The organism is Chitinophaga alhagiae (genome assembly GCF_003568665.1).
Lineage (GTDB): Bacteria > Bacteroidota > Bacteroidia > Chitinophagales > Chitinophagaceae > Chitinophaga > Chitinophaga alhagiae.
Window position 1 is genome coordinate 116,606 of sequence record NZ_QXMH01000006.1, and the last position, 18,672, is coordinate 135,277.

At 56.8% G+C, this 18,672-nt stretch carries 9 protein-coding genes; all 9 read left to right on the forward strand.

The window, feature by feature from the left end; translation table 11 throughout:
* Nucleotides 1-19 precede the first annotated feature (19 nt).
* From D3A97_RS23920 to D3A97_RS23960, 9 genes are read left to right on the forward strand one after another with little or no spacing between them, the layout of a single operon-like run.
* Nucleotides 20-1,846, forward strand: coding sequence for a RagB/SusD family nutrient uptake outer membrane protein (locus tag D3A97_RS23920; RefSeq protein ID WP_119081101.1), 1,827 nt, complete (start codon nucleotides 20-22; stop codon nucleotides 1,844-1,846).
* Nucleotides 1,846-3,246, forward strand: coding sequence for a TolB-like translocation protein (locus tag D3A97_RS23925; RefSeq protein WP_157986739.1), 1,401 nt, complete (start codon nucleotides 1,846-1,848; stop codon nucleotides 3,244-3,246). Before D3A97_RS23920 ends, D3A97_RS23925 begins: the two co-directional genes overlap by 1 nt.
* A 12-nt stretch (nucleotides 3,247-3,258) precedes the next feature.
* The gene (locus D3A97_RS23930; RefSeq protein ID WP_119081103.1) at nucleotides 3,259-7,083 is read left to right on the forward strand and encodes a DUF4962 domain-containing protein; all 3,825 of its coding nucleotides are present in this window, start codon (nucleotides 3,259-3,261) and stop codon (nucleotides 7,081-7,083) included.
* Between the two features lie 4 nt (nucleotides 7,084-7,087).
* Complete coding sequence (locus D3A97_RS23935) at nucleotides 7,088-8,641, forward strand: sulfatase family protein (protein WP_119081104.1); 1,554 nt, start codon at nucleotides 7,088-7,090, stop codon at nucleotides 8,639-8,641.
* 9 nt (nucleotides 8,642-8,650) lie between these two features.
* Nucleotides 8,651-10,174, forward strand: a complete 1,524-nt coding sequence (locus D3A97_RS23940) for a sulfatase family protein (RefSeq protein WP_119081105.1) — start codon at nucleotides 8,651-8,653, stop codon at nucleotides 10,172-10,174.
* 4 nt (nucleotides 10,175-10,178) lie between these two features.
* Entirely contained in the window at nucleotides 10,179-11,675 is a 1,497-nt protein-coding gene (locus tag D3A97_RS23945; RefSeq protein WP_198674160.1) for a sulfatase family protein, read from the forward strand.
* A gap of 8 nt (nucleotides 11,676-11,683) precedes the next feature.
* Nucleotides 11,684-13,273: an arylsulfatase gene (locus tag D3A97_RS23950; RefSeq protein WP_157986740.1), complete on the forward strand. Its 1,590-nt coding sequence runs from the start codon at nucleotides 11,684-11,686 to the stop codon at nucleotides 13,271-13,273.
* Between the two features lie 27 nt (nucleotides 13,274-13,300).
* The gene (locus D3A97_RS23955) at nucleotides 13,301-15,283 is read left to right on the forward strand and encodes a glycosyl hydrolase 115 family protein (RefSeq protein ID WP_119081108.1); all 1,983 of its coding nucleotides are present in this window, start codon (nucleotides 13,301-13,303) and stop codon (nucleotides 15,281-15,283) included.
* A gap of 9 nt (nucleotides 15,284-15,292) precedes the next feature.
* Nucleotides 15,293-18,607: a GH92 family glycosyl hydrolase gene (locus D3A97_RS23960; protein WP_232826066.1), complete on the forward strand. Its 3,315-nt coding sequence runs from the start codon at nucleotides 15,293-15,295 to the stop codon at nucleotides 18,605-18,607.
* Nucleotides 18,608-18,672: the final 65 nt, after the last annotated feature.

Consider the following 18,672-nt stretch of genomic DNA (forward strand, 5'->3'; position numbering starts at 1 on the left):
TTAAATTCAAAAGCAACACATGAAACTGTATAATAAAACTTTGATCGTATTGGCCGGCATGATGCTGGGAGGCGCCGGCTGCAAGGATTTTCTCAACGAAGTATCCGTTTCCGTCACTACCTCTGATTCGTATTATGCTACCGCCAACGGTTACAACGACCTGGTGAAATCCTGCTACCCGCTGTGGAGGACCATCATCCAGGAGCGTGACCTGGTGCTGCAAGGCACAGACATGTTCACCAATCAACGTTGGGACGGCACTGCCGGCGTACAGAACGCCGAGAACGCCTACGATGCAACGCTCAATGCAACACTGCCTTCCCTGCAGTCGTTATGGACACTCCTGTACCAGGAAATAGGCCGCTGCAATACCGCGGTTTCCCGCGCGGCCAATGTGCAGGAAATGCCGGAAGACCAGCTGCAGGTGCGGCTGGCCGAAGCAAAATTTCTCCGCGCGCTGGCCTACTTCTACCTGGTGCAGCAATGGGGAGATGTGCCCATGCCGCTGACGGAAACGGTATCTCCTTCCAAAGACGCTACCAGGGTAGCTGCCGCCACTATTTACGCCCAGATCATCAAAGACCTGGAAGAAGCGGAGAACGTACTGCCGCCCACGGCGTCTGACTATGGCCGCGCCACCAAAGGCGCCGCCCAGTTCCTGCTGGCGCGCGTACACCTCACCAGGGGCTGGAACTTCAAACAATCGCTCGGCGGCAGCAATGCGGATTTCCAGCAAGCGCTCTCTTATGCGGACAAGATCATTGCCGCCTATCCCCTGGCCGCCAAATACAGCGACCTGTTCCCGCAGCATTCCAAAAACCCTTTGCTGCAAGGCAACCCGGTACAAAACGACAAGAACGCGGAGATAGTCTTTGCCGTACAATACAGCAGCAACATTCTCACCAACGAAAATCCCGGCACCGGTACCGTCACCACGGTGGGCAACAATGCCCACTCCATTTTCGGCGGGCAGGTGGAAACGGTGCCCGGCAACCTGGGCAGGACCAGTGACTATAACCGCAACCAGGAAAAACAGACGGTAACGCCCGCCATGTACCGCATGTATGATCCCCGGCTGGACAGCCGGTATAGCTGGAATTTCGTGTCCGCCCAATATGCGCTGAAAGACCAGAACGGTTTCAAACCTGTGAAAGCAGACAACTCCATCACTATAGATATCAAGAAAGGAGATACGGTGATATACTTCCGGCCCTGGAATGACCCTGCGCCGCTGTCTGAAAAAGGCATAGACGTGGGCGGCACCAAACATTATGCGGTATATAATGTGCCGGACTACAGCGAGAACACCACTGCTACCGGCTTCAACGATCCCTACATCCACCCGATGATGTGGAAGTTCTGGCAACCCAACATAGAGTACGGTGATGCCTTCGGCACGCTTGACCAGATCCTCTTCCGTTCAGCGGAAGCCTACCTCATTGCCGCGGAAGCCCTTGTAAAAGGCGCTACCAGCGGCGCGCTGGGCGGTGCGGAAGTATATTACAACCGGGTGCTTGACAGGGCGCTGGGCGCCAATGCAGGCATCGATCCCTACCGGGCAAAAGAGCCTGGCCAGCTCAACGCTCTCGATTCTGTTCACTACCGCGCCACGGCCGCCACTATCAGCATAGACATGATCCTGGATGAACGGGCAAGGGAATTGCTGGGAGAAAACATGCGCTGGTACGATCTCAAGCGGACGGAAAAATTGATTGAACGCACAAAAGCCATGAACCCGTGGACGAACCTGCGTGGCGAACTGCAGGACCACCACCTGCTGCGCCCCATCCCGCAGAACGAAATAGACCTCTCCTCTCCCACCATTCCGCAAAACAAAGGTTATTGATGATGAAGACCGGAACGGGAAGAAGAGCTTTTATCAAAACATCGGCAGGGTTGCTGGGCTGCGCGTGGCTGCCCGGCATCTTCCGCCTGGAGCTGCCGCGGTATGAAGAAAAGCAGTACGCTTTCAAGACCTACAGGCCCGGCAAAACACTGGCGCCGGTGCAATGCATAACGCCAGACGATGGTTTTTACCTGCACACCTTCTATAACAAATCACCCTGGAGCGCCAGCGGCCGCTATTTTGCCGTAACCAGGCTGCCGTATCAGAAAGGCAAGGCCTTGTGGGGCGATGTGGCGGACGTTTGCGTGATAGACCTGGAGCGCCGGAGCATCCGCACCGTATACCGTACAAAGGCCTGGGGCTTCCAGCTCGGCGCCAATGTACAATGGCAGTACGGCAGCGACCATTACCTGTATACCAACGATGTTGTTGATGGCAAGGTGGTATGCGTGAGGGTGGATGTCCGCGATCAGGCGGCTGTGGTATATGCCGGCGCAAAATATGACCTGGCGCCGGATAACCGCTCGGTGATAAGCCCGCAGTTGCTGAACATGAACATGACGCAGTATGGCTACTCCGTGCCGGACCCGCCGGCCGGCAGCCCCATACCGTTCACCAGGAAAGACATGCTGCAGGAAGGGCTTTGGAAAACAGACCTTGCCAGCAACCGGGTATCCCTGCTGGCGCCGTTTACCAGCTTCCTGGAACGGTCAGGAGAAGATCATGCTTTCTATAGCCAGGCCATATTGTACCTGTTCCATTCCCAGTTCAACCGGCAGAACACCCGCATTTTGCAGGTGCTCCGCGCGCAGGTAAACAATAAAGGGCGCAACGCCTCCCTTTTCAGCATGAATGCAGACGGTACGCAGCTGACGCAATGCCTGGGCATGGAAAAGTGGAACCAGAAAGCGCCGGGCGGCTCCGGCAATCATCCCAACTGGCACCCTGACGGCGAACATGTGGTCATGAACTGCGTGCCCACCTGGCTTGGTTATAAAGACATGCGCTTCTGCCAGTTCAGGTATGACGGTTCCGGCTTCACCATACTCAGCGAACGCCATACCGGCAGCGGGCATCCCAGCATAGACGATACCGGCCGCTATCTGCTGGCGGATGCCTATCCGAAACAAACATACATTGTAAGCGCCAACGGCGAAATACCCATACGCCTGATCAACCTCCGCAACGATGAAGAGCAGATACTGTGTACCATTGCCAACGACGTAGGCGGCAAAGGCAAACAATACACCGCCGCCAACCAGTTGGAAGGTGGCAGCGGGTACAAGCTGGACCCTCACCCCGTGTGGGGCCCCGGCGGCAAAAGCATTGCATTTAATGGTGCGCCCGAAGGCCGAAGGCAGGTATATATTGCCGACCTGAAGCATGTGGTTTCATTTTAAAGAAAACGGTCCATGAGAAAAAAAGTACTATTACTGGCAGGAATAGCCGGCCTGGCATTTCTTTGCCTGTCTGCGCGGAAACCAGCCCCCCCTGCAAGACCCAATTTTATATTCATCCTCACAGATGACCAGGGGTGGACATCTGTTTCTTCCGCCATGGACAACAGGTTGCCCAACAGCAAAAGCGACTATTACGAAACACCCAATATAGACCGGCTGGGCCGCGGAGGGATGCGGTTCAGCAGCGGGTATGCGCCCGCGGCGCTCTGCACGCCTTCCCGCCGCAGCATCCAGTTCGGACAATCTCCCATCCATACCGGCGATGCCAGCTTCGCGGAACGGTACCACCCCCATCAGCAAAAATGGCTCACCATCCCCGCACTGCTGAAGTCTGTAGACCCTGCTTACAAAACAGCGCACTACGGCAAGTGGGACCTCCGCGCAGACATTTTCCCGGAAGACCTCGGGTACGATGAAAGTGACGGCAACACGGGAAATGCCAACGGGGACCTGATGACAGACACCAAAACCAAATGGAGCCAGGTGTACCTCAGCAAAGACCCTAAAAGAACAGGAACGGTTACCGCCCGCGCGCTCAGTTTTATGCAAAGGCAATCTGCCGCGGGGCATCCGTTTTACCTGCAGGTGTCTTACTACGCGCCGCATGTAGACATCCAGGCCAAAGAAAAAACATACGAAAAATATAAACGCAAAGCCCCCGGCAGCATTCACAACAATGCAGGCTGGGCGGCCATGCTGGAAGATATGGATACCGGCCTTGGCCGTATCCTGGATATGGTCGAATCACTGGGCCTGTCTGACAATACCTACATCATTTTTATGTCGGACAACGGCGGCGTACCCTCCCTGCCGCCGCCTTCCGGGCAACAAAAGCTGGCCCCTCCTTCCGCTACAGGCAGCAAAACCAACAACTACCCACTGCGGGGAGGCAAATGGGTATTGTACGAGGGCGGCATCCGCGTGCCGTTCATCATAAAAGGGCCGGGCATTAAAGCCGGCAGCTATTGCCATACCCCGGTGGTAGGGTACGATATCCTTCCCACCCTCGGCGCACTGGCCGGCAGCCATGCGCCGCTGCCAGACTACCTGGACGGCGCCAACATCCAGCCCCTGCTGCAAAACGCCGGGCAGGGCGCCGTACAGCGAAAAGAAGAAAGCCTTTACTTTCACCGGTATGAAAAAAGTTACGAGCATTCCGCCATTATAGACGGGCAGTACAAACTGGTGAAACTTTGGCGCACAGGCAAAGTAGAGCTATATGATCTGCAGAACGACCTTGAAGAGATCCACAACCTCGCCGCCGCCCAACCAGAAAAGGCCGCCGCGCTGGAGCACAAGCTGATGCGGCATCTGGAGCTGCAGCAGGCGGAAGTGCTGGGCAACCGGCCGCGTTTTCCAGCGGACTATCCCGTATTGCACGCCAGGCACCAACAGTGGGCCTCACCCGCCGAAGATATACTGGTAACGGGCACACCGCCGGTGTTGCGCTGGCCGCCGGCCGGCAAGGAAGCGGTGTATGACATCCGGCTGTCTCAAGACGAAACTTTCCGTTCCCCTCAAACCATTGCCGCCACCGGCATTCCGTGGACGTTGTTTAACCCGCACCGTACACTGGCGCCCGGCAGGTGGTACTGGCAATACCGGCAGCAAAAAGGCCCATGGTCTGCCACCGCCGTTTTCCGCATGCCGGAGCAGACATCTTACGCTGTATCCCCTACTGCAGACAAACTGCTGTCTTCCATCCCGGCCCACCATCCGCGGGTATTGATAGACCAGCCGGAACAAAACGCATTTGCCGCCAGGGCAAAAGGCACAGCCGATGCGGCGGCCATTCTACGGGCGGCAGACAAGCTGCTTGGCGCAGTGCCCGATACCGAACCGGTTATGCGCCATACCGGCCAGCAGAGTGGCACGTATGAAGAGCGGCGGCTGAAAGATTCGCAAAGCAAAAAATGGGGCTTTGGCGCGCTCAGCCATATGAAGCACTATTGCCAGGCATACCTGCTTTCCCGGCAACAGCAATATGCCGCCAAAGGCATTCAATGGGCCAGGGCCATAGCCGGTTGGGACCCTAACGGCCCCACCAGCGTGAACGATTTTGGCGATGCCGGTTGCATGCTGTCCATGGCCCTTGCCTATGATACTTTTTATGACCAGCTTTCCCCGCAAGACAAACAGGCCCTGCTGGCCAACATCCGCGTACGGGCGCAGCGGTTTTACAAACACTGGCTGAACGATGTAGACGCCAAAGTGCTGTCTGCCCACGTATGGCAATATGACCTTCACTTTTTTGTACAGACCGCGCTGGCTACGCTGGGGCACCTGCCCGAAGCGCGGCAGTGGCTCACCTACGCTTATGAATTGTGGATGGGCCGCGCGCCCGTAATGGGTGAATCAGAAGGCGGCTGGCTGGAAGGCGCCAGTTATTTCAGGATCAATATGGAAACCCAGCTGGACATTCCCATGATCATCAAAAATTACACAGGGTTCGATTTCATCAACAACCACCCCTGGTACGCCAACAATCCTTACTGGATGCTCTATTCCTTTCCCGCCGGTTCTTTTAGCGACGGTTTCGGGGATGGCGTGGAAACCAATGCTTCACCGGGCGCGGACTACCTCGCTTACGCAGACGCGCTCAGCAAGCTGACCGGCAGCAAAGTGGCCGCCACTTATGCACAGAAAATAGAAGAAACGGAAAAGCTGCAACTGGCAGACGCGGAAATGCTGCGCTGGTTCAGGCTGCGTTACCTGGCAACGGCCCCGCGCCCGCCGGTGTTGCCAGACAGTGCCTTTTTACCGGCCCGCCGCTTCAGCGATGTTGGCGTGGTTGACATGCATTCCCGCATCGGCCAGTTGAACAACAACCTCATGGTCAGCATGCGGTCTAGCCCTTACGGCGCTTACGGCCATATGCTGGCAGACCAGAATACTTTCAATATATTGTATAACGGCAAGCGCATGTTCTATATGTCCGGCCACAAAGTAGCCATGAGCGACAAACACCGGCTGGAGTGGTACAAGGCCACCATTGGGCATAACGGCGTGCTCATAGACGGCAAAGGCCAGGGCTTTGATACCAAAAGCTACGGATGGATACCGCGTTTCGTGAACGGGCGGCAGCTCTCATATGCAGCCGGAGACGCCTCCATGGCTTACCGTGACGAAGGGAAAGACAACACCGGCCTGAAAAAGTTCCGGCGGCACCTGCTGCTGCTGCACCCGAACATTGTAGTAGTGTATGACGAGCTGGCCGCCGCCCAGCCCGCGGAGTGGACATGGTACATCCACAGCCAGCAACAGATCAGCATCGATACCGCGCAGCATTATTTCCATACCGTGGTAAACGATGCATCCGCAGCCGTCACCTTTTTCAGTTCGCAGCCCGTACAATGGGCGGTGGCAGATACGTTTGCCGTGCCGGTGGTGAACTGGATGCAGCGGCGCGATGCTGCAGGCCGGCTCATGACCTACAAAGATGACGAGTGGCACCTGAAAGCCGTTACCACGCAAAAAGCCGCCGGCGCCCGCTTCCTGGCCGTTATGCAGGTAGGCGAAGGGAAACCCGCCCTCCCCTGCCGCATCAATGAAAACCAGGAGATCGTTATCGGCAACTGGACGGTAAAGGCAGACCTGAACGCATCCAGGCCCGCCATGATCAGGGCCACCGCCAATAACGGCACTGCATTTTTCAGCTCCGGCAGCGGCGCCACCAGCTTGCGCGAGCAGGTCAACGGGCAATGGGTATATACTGAAACGGCAGATGACCTGCCCGCAGTGGTGAAACAGATACCGGTAACAGAGAAAAACAAATAACGAGATGATACATTCCAGAACATGGCTGGCCACGGCGCTTTGCCTGCTATTGCTGGCAGGCTGCCGGAGCAAGCCCGCACAAAAAAGTCCCAACATCCTGTTCGTGATCTCAGACGACCAGTCTTTCCCGTATGCTTCAGCCTATGGCACGCCCGGCGTCAACACACCCAACTTTGATGCCGTTGCCGCCAGCGGGGTGCTCTTCAACAACGCCTTTGCCCCCGCGCCGCAGTGCAGCCCTTCCCGGGCCGCCATTCTCACCGGCCTCAACATCTGGCAACTGGAAGAAGCAGGCACCCACAGCAGTTACTTCCCCGTAAAGTTCCCTGTATTTACGGAACTGCTGAAGAAAGCGGGCTATTCAACCGGCTATACCGGCAAAGCCTGGGGGCCGGGCAACTGGAAAGATGCGGGATGGGCACATAACCCCGTGGCCGAAGCATACAACCGGCATACGCTTGTACCGCCTGTCAAAACCATCAGCAACATAGATTACAACGCCAACTTCAGGGATTTCTACCAGCAAAAACAAGCCGGCCGGCCGTTCTTTTTCTGGGTAGGCGCGCTGGAACCGCACCGCCCCTATGCCAAAGGCTCCGGCGCCGGTACAGATTCCGTGCATATACCCGCGTTCCTTCCCAACCACCCGGACGTTAAAAATGACATTGCGGACTACATGCAGGAGATTGCCTGGTTTGACCGGCAACTCGGCGGCATCCTTGATTTTTTGCGTGAGCAGGGCGAGCTGGACAATACCCTCATAGTGGTCACTTCAGATAACGGCATGCCGTTCCCTTCCGCCAAGGCTACCCTGATGGAATACGGCACCCACGTGCCGCTGGCCATTAGCTGGCCCGGCACCGTGCCTGGCGGTAGAAAAGAAGATGGCCTGATCAGCCTCATAGACCTGGCCCCTACCTTTTTGCAGGCAGCCGGCCTGACGGAGCTGCCCTCCATGACCGGCCATAGCCTGATGCCCCTGTTGCTGCAACAAGCCAGCGCTTCCCCCAACGAATACGTGCTGACCGGCAGGGAAAGGCATTCCGCTTCGCGGCCGGACAATGTAGGCTACCCCTCACGCGGCATGAGAACGGCAGACTATCTCTTCCTGCTCAACCTCAAGCCAGACCGCTGGCCCGCAGGCGATCCGCCACCCGCAAAAGAAGAACCTGCCGCATCTGCAGACATCAAACCCATCGGCCCCGGCTACAACGATATAGATGATCCTTCGCCCACCAAATCGCTGATGCAGGCCCACCCGGAGCAATGGCCGCTGCTCTTCAGCCAGGGCTTCGGGAAAAAAGAAATGGAGCAGTTGTTTGACATACGGCAAGACCCCGGCTGCACCAGGGACCTGGCGGCAGACCCGGCCTACGATTCTATCAGGCACGCCCTCAGCGCCCGGCTGAAAGAAACGCTGGCGCGGCAGGGAGACCCGCGGATGACCGGCAATGGGGATATTTTTGACAGTTACCCGCGCTTTGGCGCCATGCGCAACTGGCCCGGCTTTAAAAAAAGAGGGGAATACAACCCTGCATTTCAGCATACAGACCATTGATCACGTTCCATGAAAAAGATTCTCACTATAGCGCTGTTGCAACTGCTGGCGCTGCACAGCATAAAGGCACAGCAAAAGAACATACCCGTTATCATCATCATGGCGGACCAGCTGCGTTATGATGCCCTCGGCGCCTATACGCCCCATATCAACGCGCTTAAAAAAGACGGCGTGGTATTTTCCCGCACCTACACCGCCAGCCCGATATGCGTACCCTCGCGCGGCGCATTTTTCACAGGCCGGTACCCTAACAACAACGGCAGCCTGCTCAACGGATGGGTGGCGCAAGACGAGCATTACCGCAATGTAAAAAAGGGCACCCGCAACCTTTATGAGACCATGGGCAGGCATTGGAACGCCTGGCATGTAGGCAAGCAGCACTTTTTCACGCAGCCTGATATTGAAAAAGACGCCGCCGTTAACGTGCAGTGGATCACGCAGAAGACCTATCAGCAATGGCTGGCGCCCCAGGGCGTCAAGAAGCCCGGCGGGAAAGAGTTTACGGACTTTGCGCCGGAGCTGGTGTCTGGCGCCTATACACATACCAAACGCTACACCATCCCCGCACATAAACGTTATAAAGAAGGGCTGCGCTATTTCCCTGACGATTATTTCGGGGAAAGGTCCGCCGGCATCATCAGGCAGCACGATGGCAAAAAACCGTTGATGCTGGCCACCATGTTCATGTCTCCGCATCCGCCTTTCCACATCCCCGACCCGTATTATGACAAGGTGAAAAAGCAGGACATCAGCATCCCCGCCAATGTTGGCCAATGGTACAGCGGCCAATCGCCACTGCAATTGTACGCCCTCGGCGGCTTTATAGGCGCCCGCTATTCCCGCCAGCAATGGGAAGACGTGTGGCCCCGTTACATGGGCCTGGTCAACCTGCTGGACGATGAAACGGGCAAGATCATCGCCGCCCTGAAAGAAAAAGGCATGTATGACGATGCGCTGATCATCTTCACCGCAGACCATGGCGAAATGCTGGGCAGCCACTCCCTCTGGATGAAAATGTGCATGTATGAAGAATCCGCCCGCGTACCGCTCATCATCAAGTTCCCCCGCAGCTTCCGCCCGGCCGTGAAAGAGACCGCGCACCCCGTTAGCCTGATAGACGTGTGGCCCACCCTGATAGACTACCTCGGCATCAGCGGCGCGGGCGCTACAGACGGCTCTTCCCTGCTGCCGCTGGCCAAAGGGCAGGCCTTTCCGCGCAGCAAGGTGTTCATCCAGTATGACGGCAACGCCGCCTACGGCAGTAACCAGCGCTGCGTGGTAAGCGGGCAGTACAAGCTCATTATGGACACCTTCCGCAAAGAAGCGTACCTGGAGCTGTACAACGTGGAGAAAGACCCGCAGGAAAAAGAGAACCTGGCCACTAACCCGGCCTACCAGGCCATATGCAGGCAGCTCATCCGCGACTTGCAGGAGCATATGCGCCAAACCGGCGACCTGCTTGCTTTCCCTGACAACCTGTACCAGCAATTCATCACCAATTACCCACCGCTCCATGAAAAATCCGGTTCCTAAAAATATGCTCATCATCCCGGCGCTGGGCCTCCTTGCGTTCATGGGCTGCCGTTCCGCCGCGCCCAAACCCGCGTTGCCCAACATCGTGTACATCCTGGCAGATGATATGGGATACGGTGACGTGTCTGCCTTCAACCCCGCGTCCGCCATCCGCACGCCGCACATAGACAAGCTGGCCGCGGAAGGCATGCGTTTTACCGATGCGCACAGTTCTTCTTCCGTATGCACCCCTTCCCGTTACGGCATACTCACCGGCGTGTACTGCTGGCGTACCCGCCTGCAACAAGGCGTGCTGCGCGGCTATGGCGGCGCGCTCATCGGTAAAGAGCAGCTTACCGCCGCTACCCTGCTCCGTCAATACGATTACAATACAGCGGCCATCGGAAAGTGGCACCTGGGCCTCAACTGGGCCATTAAAAAAGGCAGGGAAGAAACCCTGCTGCTGCCAGAGCCAGACCCGGAAGACATTGATTTTACCCGGCCCGTAGATGATGGCCCCAACACCCGTGGCTTCAGCTATTCGTACATACTGCCCGCGTCACTGGACATGCCGCCGTATTGCTACCTCCGCAACGATACCCTTACCGCCATACCCGACGCCCACACCAACGGCAGCGAAGTACGCGGGAAAACCGATCCGGAATATGCTACGGGCGCGTTCTGGCGGGCAGGCAAAATGGCGCCGGGCTTTGATTTTAACCAGGTGCTGCCGCACCTTACCCAACAGGCCGTAGACTATATACAGCAACAACGCAACGCCGCCCGGCCGTTCTTTCTTTACTTTGCCATGCCCGCGCCGCATACACCCTGGCTGCCTGCCGAAGGCTATGAAAGCAATGCCGGCAGCTACGGCAACTATGTAGCGTTCACAGATGCCATGGTAGGCCGCATACTGGCCGCCATTGAAGAAAGCGGCCTGGGCGGGAATACCATTGTGGTCTTCACCAGCGACAATGGGCCCTACTGGCGCCCTTCCATGCAGCAGCGGTACAACCACCGCTCCGCGGGCATTTACCGCGGCATGAAGGCAGACATCTGGGACGGCGGCCACCGCGTTCCTTTCATTGTGCGCTGGCCGCAGCATGTTAAAGCAGGCAGTGTATCAGGCGTTACCACTTCGCTCACCAACCTGGTATCCACCTGCTCCGAACTGGCAGGCGGCCCCGCCCGCTTGCCCGCCGCGCCAGACAGCTACAGCATACTGCCCGCGCTGCTCGGCAAGCCAGACACCACCGCCATCCCGCAAATGATCGTGCATGCGTCATCACACGGCATGCTCGCCATCCGCCACGGAGACTGGAAATGGATAGAAGGGCTGGGATCGGGCGGCTTCAGCGAGCCGATAGCTGAAAAGGCATTGCCCGGCGGCCCGCAGGGGCAGCTGTACAACATGCGCACAGACCCGTCAGAGACCACTAACCGCTGCGTACAATTTCCGGGAAGAGCAAAGGCCCTCGCCCGCTCGCTGGACAGTATCAGGCAATTAACCGTTCAACATTGATGAAGAATATGAGATGGATCTTGTTTATAGCCGCCCTGCCCATCATAGCATGGCGTTGTGCCGGCGCCGGCGCCACTGAGCCGCCGCGGCCCAACATTGTGCTGATCATGGCAGATGACATGGGCTTTTCAGATATTGGATGTTACGGCAGCGAGATACGCACGCCCAACCTTGACACACTCTCGCAGCAAGGCATCCGCTTCACCCGCTTTTACAACAACGCCTGGTGCTCCCCCACCCGCGCGTCTCTGATGACCGGGCTGTACCCTCACCAGGTTGGCATGGCCGGGCTGGCATGGCCCAAAACAGGCCCTCAGGGCCCCTTCCAGGGCTACCTGAACAACCGGTGCGTAACCCTTGCGGAAGTGTTGAAAGAAGCCGGCTACCACACCGCCATGGCCGGCAAATGGCACCTGGGCGAGCACCGCCCTTACTGGCCGGTAGACAGGGGATTTGATACCTACTTTGGCCTTATCAGCGGCGCGTCCAACTATTTTGATATCACTAATGATAAAAGCCCCAAGGCCATACGTACCATGGCGCAGGACAGCCAGCGGTACCAGCCGCCCCGCGAAGGTTTTTATATGACCGATGCCATTACGGACTACGCCTGCAAGGTCATAGGGCAGCAAAGAGAGGCTGCCGAACCGTTCTTCCTGTACGTGGCCTACACCGCGCCGCACTGGCCGCTGCATGCGCTGCCGGAAGACATTGCACGGTACGCCGGCAAATACAACACCGGCTGGGACTCCCTGCGCCTGCGCAGGTACCGCAAACTGCAGGAACTGGGCATTATCAGCGCATCCACGCAGCTTTCTCCGAGAGACAGCGCCGTAAGCGCGTGGGCAGACCTCCCGGCATCCCAACGCAACGAGATGGCGCAGAAAATGGCGGTATATGCCGCGCAGGTAGACCGGATGGACCAGGGCATTGGCCGCATTCTCCGGCAACTGGCGGCAAGCGGCAATACGGAAAATACCATCGTTATTTTCCTTTCCGATAACGGCGGCTGCGCAGAAGGCGGCCCGCAGGGTTTTGACAACAGGGAGAACGGCTTCCCGCCCGGTGGAGACAGTTCCTACATGAGCTACGGCCAGTCATGGGCCAACGCCAGCAACACGCCCTTCCGGTACTTCAAAAAAGACCTGCTGGAAGGCGGCATTTCCACCCCGCTGATAGTAAGGTGGCCCGCTGCCATTACCCCGGAACGGAATGGCCAGGTACTGGAGCAGGTAGGCCATGTAACAGACATCATGCCCACGCTCTGCGCCGCCACCGGCGCGCGCTACCCGGCGCAGTACAAGGGCCGGCAGATATTGCCCACGGAAGGTCAAAGCCTGCTGCCCGCCATACAACAGGGAAAGGCTCTGCCTCACCAGCCCATTTACTGGTCGCTCGGCAACCACAAAGCCGTGATGGCAGACGGGTACAAGCTGGCCTCATCCGGAACAGGCAAGCCCTGGCAACTGTACAACCTGGAAAAAGACCGTACGGAACTGGACAACCGCGCCGCCTCATTGCCGCAACAGGCTACCACTATGCAGCAGCTATGGGAAAAATGGGCGGAACGCACGGGGGCCAACATGCAGAAACAATAAACATCAATTTATAATCCAGTTAGAAACATGTTCATCAAACCGATACTGGCCGGCATTTGCTGTATGCTGGCAGGCCCGTTGCTGACGCGCGCCCAGGTAACGATCTACCACGGCACGCAAAGCTCGCAAACAGAGCTGGCCGTTTGCAAAGACCTGAAAGAAGACCTTGAAAAAGTGACCGGCGCCACCGTACGCATAGCGCCGGAACCCGCGGCGGATAATAATTCCGGCCAGAGCTTCCTGGTAGGCACACCCGCCAGCAGTGCCCTGCTGGCCCGCATGATAAAAGAGAACAACATGCATCTCGAAGGCGATGGCGTTATCCGTACCATCGGCAACATGACCCTGCTGGCCGGCAACACCGTTGAAGGCATGCAGAATACCGTATACAGTTACTGCCGCACAGAGCTGGGCATAGACCCGTTCGAGTACTGGACCGGCCGCAAACCGGCCAGGAAGAAGGCCTCCGCACTGCCCGCCGCGTTAAACAGGGTGGTACCTTCCCAGCAAGTGCCCATTGTCTGCTATTTTGAGAACGATGTAGACGAACTGGCCAATATGCGGAAACCTTACCTGGAGTATGATATGGATACATGGAAAGGGATGGTCAACTCCCTTCGCCGCATCCGTTACAACGCCATCCATCTTTTTGACATGCTGGGGAGACCGGAATTTTACACCCGCGAGCCATACCTTAAACTGCGGCCGGACTATAAAGTGAACCTTCCGCTGATAGACAGCATGATGGACTACGCCCGCCTGAAAGGCATGAAAGTGCAGGTAGACCTCAGCCTCGGCTATCATATGCGCTCCATCAGCGACAGTGAAGCGCTTTGCTGGAGCCAGTATAAAGACAAGTGGATCGATACCTGGGTATACTACCTCACGCAAACGCCCCTCGGCAAAGCCGACATCTACTCCCTGCGGCCCCGCAACCAGATATGGGACAGAGCTTACGTAAGCAGCTGCGGGGAAAACCGCGTGCAAGTTTTCAACGAGATGTTTGCCGTGCTGGACAGTATACTGACCGTATACAAACCCGGCGCAATAAAGATGTGTACCTGTTACGATGACGGTATGGAATTGTTCAACGAAGGCTTCAATCCGCCGAAAGACTTCATTGTTGTATGGGCGGACGACGGGTACTGCAACTTCCAGACCATGCCCAAAAGCACAAAAGGATACCCCTTCGGTACGTACATGCACGCCGGCTTCTGGACCAACCATACCGTACATGACCCGTACCCCCGGCGCATAGATTCCATCATGACCTTTATGCAGCAGCAATACCAGGCAGACAAATACCTGAAGGTGAACGGCCAAACGTTCAGGCCCTTCCTGCTCAACCTGGAAGCCTTCAGCGAGTGGGCGCTGGACCCGCAGGGATTTGACGGCCCGGCGTTTTTTCAGCGCTGGACTACCTACTATTTCGGGAAAAAAGCGGCTCCGTACGCCATAGCCTCCATGAAAAAACTCAATGAGTCCCATTTTGAGAGAACAGGATATGTAAGGAAACTCTCCGATATCAAAAAACTGATCGGCTTCCTCAGCAATACACCGGTGCAAACGCCGCACGGCTCATTCACCGCCCGGTACGAAGACCTGGAAGCCCCCGGCACCCCGCAACGCACGGCGCTGGTGCAGGCCGCCTACAAGGAAGCAGCCAAAGGGCTGTCCGCAGGCAATGACTTTTATCACGACTATGTGTACCTGCCCGCGCTGATGTACTGGCAACTGCTGGACCTGGAAAGCACGCTGCTCCGCATGTCTCACCTGAAACAGGCCTACCTGACAGGCGGCGGCAAGCAGCAACTTGCTGCCGCGGAAAAGCTGGCCGCGGAAGCCATGCGGCAAATGACCGCCATCAACAACACCTGCCGTACCGGAGACCGCAACCCCAAGTGGGCCACCTGGTATGATCCGGCCAAAAGGCGGCCCAACAACGGTTTTCCTACCACAGATATGATAGCCGCCATCCAGCAACATTTACACAAACTCTCCACTCAATAAAAAAGAAACATGCTCCCGAAATACGTTATACAGCTTATTATAGTCATCACGCTGGCGCCGCTGCGCCCGGCGCTTGCCACGCATTTTCCCGTTTCTCCGCCAGACAGTCTCATTCAATATGTACAGCCGCTGATAGGCACGGCCGCCAGCTCCATTATAGCCAGCGCCATGCATGGCAAAGGCACAGAACAGTACGCCAATACGATACCCGCCGTAGGCGTACCGTTCGGGATGACGCAATGGACACCGCAAACCCGCACGTCTGAACAGAAATGCCGGCCGCCGTATATGTACAAAGACGATCTTTTCAGCGGCTTCAGGGGCACGCACTGGCTCAGCGGCTCCTGCACGCAGGACTATGGCAGCTTTACCGTTATGCCCGTAACAGGCCGGTTGAAAACCGATGTGGCTGAATACGCCACCCCGTTCTCTCATGAGCAGGAGCAGTCCGCCCCGCACTATTACGCCGTAAAACTGGGCCGGTACAACCTGCTGGCCGAAGTAACGGCGCTGGCCCGCAGCGGCATCATGCGCTTTACCATGGAGAAAGATGACAGCCTGCACCTGCTGGTAACACCCAACAGCGACCAGGGCGAGGGGTTTATCAAAATAAACCGGCAGAAGAACCAGGTTGAAGGGTACAATCCCGCCCACCGCATTTACCAGGGCTGGGGTAAGCCGGCCGGCTTCAGCGGGTATTTTGTAGTACGTGCTGAAATAGCTTTTGAGAACAGCGGCACCTACGTCAACGGCCGGATAACGCCGGCAGAGAGCCTTGCCAAACAACCCGGCATCGGCGCATACGCCAGCTGGCACCTCAAAAAAGGCGCCACCGTTATCATACGCGCAGGCACTTCTTTCACCAGCATTGAAGAAGCGGAAAAGAACCTGCAGGCAGAAATACCCGCCCCCGATTTTGAAGCGGTAAAATCCCGCTCGGGAAATGAGTGGGAAAAAGCGCTTGGAAAAATAACCGTCAGCACGGCAGATACCCGCGCCAAAAACATCTTTTATACGGCCTTGTACCACACCATGCAGCAGCCGCGCCTCTTCAGCGATGCCAGCGGTACCTACCCCGCATTTTCCCGGCAATATGAAACGGCCCGGCTGCAGGAAGGAGATTATTATGATGATTTCTCCATGTGGGACATCTACCGGACCATGCTTCCCCTGTATGAGATCATAGACCCGGGGTTGATCAATAACTTTGTGCGGTCTATGGTCATCAAGGGGCAACAGGGCGGATGGCTGCCCATATTCCCCTGCTGGAACAGTTATACCTCCGCCATGATAGGAGACCACGTAACCGCCTTCATTGCATCCGCCTACCTGAAAGGCATCCGCCACTACAACGTACAGGCCGCCTATGACCTGATGCGGCAGAACGCCTTTGAAACACCCGCCGCCGCGGCCTATGCAGACGGCAAAGGCAGGCGGGCACTGAAAAGCTACCTGCAATATGGCTACATACCGGTAGAAGACAGCGTGCCCGACGCTTTCCATAAAAGAGAACAGGTTTCCCGCACGCTGGAGTACGCGTATGACGATTACGCCCTTTCACTCGTTGCCAGATCGCTCGGTAAAAAAGAAGACCACCGCCGCCTGGCCGCCAGCGCGCTGAATTACCGCCATGTGTTTGACACCGCCGCCGGTTTTGTAAGAGGCCGCCACGCCAACGGCCAGTGGCATTCTCCCTTTGAGCCAGACAAACGGGCGCCCTACATTACAGAAGGCACGCCGCGCCAATACACCTGGTACGTGCCGCACGATATAGAAGGCCTCATCACCTTAAAAGGCGGCAAGGAGCAATTTGAAGCGGCGCTAGACAGCTTTTTCCTGAAGCAGGAATACTGGCATGGGAACGAGCCCGGCCACCAGGTGCCTTTCCTTTACAATTACACCAGTTCGCCCTGGAAAACACAGCGGGAGGTAAGGAACATACTGGCCAGCGAATACACGGACGGGCCGGGTGGCCTGAGCGGCAATGACGATGCCGGCCAGATGTCTGCCTGGTACGTTATGGCGGCCATCGGCCTGTACCCCGTCAACCCCGTATCAGGGCAATATGCGGTCTGCTCTCCCCTCTTTGACACGGTCAGCATTCAACTGGAAAATAACAAGACCTTCAGGATCATTTCCCGGAAAGCGTCAGACACCGCTATGTACATTACGTCCATGATGCTGAACAACCGGGCGCATGCCGGCTATGCATTAGATTATGCTGCCCTGATGAAAGGCGGCACGCTGGAAATGCAACTCGCAGACCAGCCGCCGGCCACACCGCTTCACCCAAAAGACATCAGGCAGCTGATGGAAAAAGTAGCTGACTGGCAGATCCACTACTGGGACACCAGCAGCAAAAAACTGCGGATGAACCACTGGGTAAACGCTACCGGCCTTACCGGCCTCATGGCGCTGGCAGACATCAGCAAAAAACGCCAATACCTCCGTTACGTCAAAAAAACCTGCGAAGCCATGGACTGGCAGCCCGGCCCGCTGCGCTTCTTTGCGGACGACTATTGCATTGGCCAGGTCTATTCACAGCTTTACATGAAATACCGGAAAAAGAAAATGATAGCCCCCTGGCAGGCGCTGGCAGACAGCATACTGGCCAAGCCCAACAACGAGCCCCTTGAATGGAAAGATGGCAGCATACGGCACCGGGAATGGTCATGGTGCGATGCGCTTTACATGGGCCCCACCGCCCTCAGCTACCTTGCCACCGCCACCGGCAAACAGCAATACCTCAACCTGGCCAGCAAACTCTGGTGGAAAACAACAGACTATCTCTACGACCCACAAGAACAACTCTTCTTCCGCGACAGCCGGTATTTTGCCCAGCGCGAAAAGAACGGTGAAAAAGTGTTCTGGTCAAGAGGCAACGGCTGGGTAGTAGCCGGTTTGGTAAGGGTATTGGAAAACATGCCCGCCGGCCATCCTGACAGAAGCCGCTTTGTACAACTCTACCGCGAAATGTCCGCCAAACTGGTAGCCCTCCAACTGCCAGACGGCAGCTGGCATGCCTCCCTGCTTGACCCGGACAGCTATAATATCAAAGAGACCAGCGGAACAGGTTTTTTCTGTTACGCACTGCTCTGGGGCATCAACCGCGACCTGCTGGACAAAAACACTTATTGGCCCGCAGCACGAAAAGCGTGGGAAGCGCTGGCCACCTCCGTAAACCCGGATGGCAAGCTGGGATATGTGCAGCCCATTGGCGCCGCTCCCAATAAGGTAAATGCGGGCAGCACTGAAGCCTACGGCCCCGGTGCTTTCCTACTGGCGGGAGCTGAAATGTACCGGCTGCTTGGGGGAAGGAGATAAGAAGAACTTTGAAACTTTCTGTGCCCTTAATTTGGTTTCATTATCACAACTATGTTACGGAACCG

What these genes read in the sequence shown, in the direction of transcription:
- D3A97_RS23920 (WP_119081101.1), top strand. Translation starts at nt 20, where the DNA reads ATGAAACTGTATAATAAAACTTTGATCGTATTGGCCGGCATGATGCTG.
- D3A97_RS23925 (WP_157986739.1), top strand. Translation starts at nt 1,846, where the DNA reads ATGATGAAGACCGGAACGGGAAGAAGAGCTTTTATCAAAACATCGGCA.
- D3A97_RS23930 (WP_119081103.1), top strand. Translation starts at nt 3,259, where the DNA reads ATGAGAAAAAAAGTACTATTACTGGCAGGAATAGCCGGCCTGGCATTT.
- D3A97_RS23935 (WP_119081104.1), top strand. Translation starts at nt 7,088, where the DNA reads ATGATACATTCCAGAACATGGCTGGCCACGGCGCTTTGCCTGCTATTG.
- D3A97_RS23940 (WP_119081105.1), top strand. Translation starts at nt 8,651, where the DNA reads ATGAAAAAGATTCTCACTATAGCGCTGTTGCAACTGCTGGCGCTGCAC.
- D3A97_RS23945 (WP_198674160.1), top strand. Translation starts at nt 10,179, where the DNA reads ATGCTCATCATCCCGGCGCTGGGCCTCCTTGCGTTCATGGGCTGCCGT.
- D3A97_RS23950 (WP_157986740.1), top strand. Translation starts at nt 11,684, where the DNA reads ATGAGATGGATCTTGTTTATAGCCGCCCTGCCCATCATAGCATGGCGT.
- D3A97_RS23955 (WP_119081108.1), top strand. Translation starts at nt 13,301, where the DNA reads ATGTTCATCAAACCGATACTGGCCGGCATTTGCTGTATGCTGGCAGGC.
- D3A97_RS23960 (WP_232826066.1), top strand. Translation starts at nt 15,293, where the DNA reads ATGCTCCCGAAATACGTTATACAGCTTATTATAGTCATCACGCTGGCG.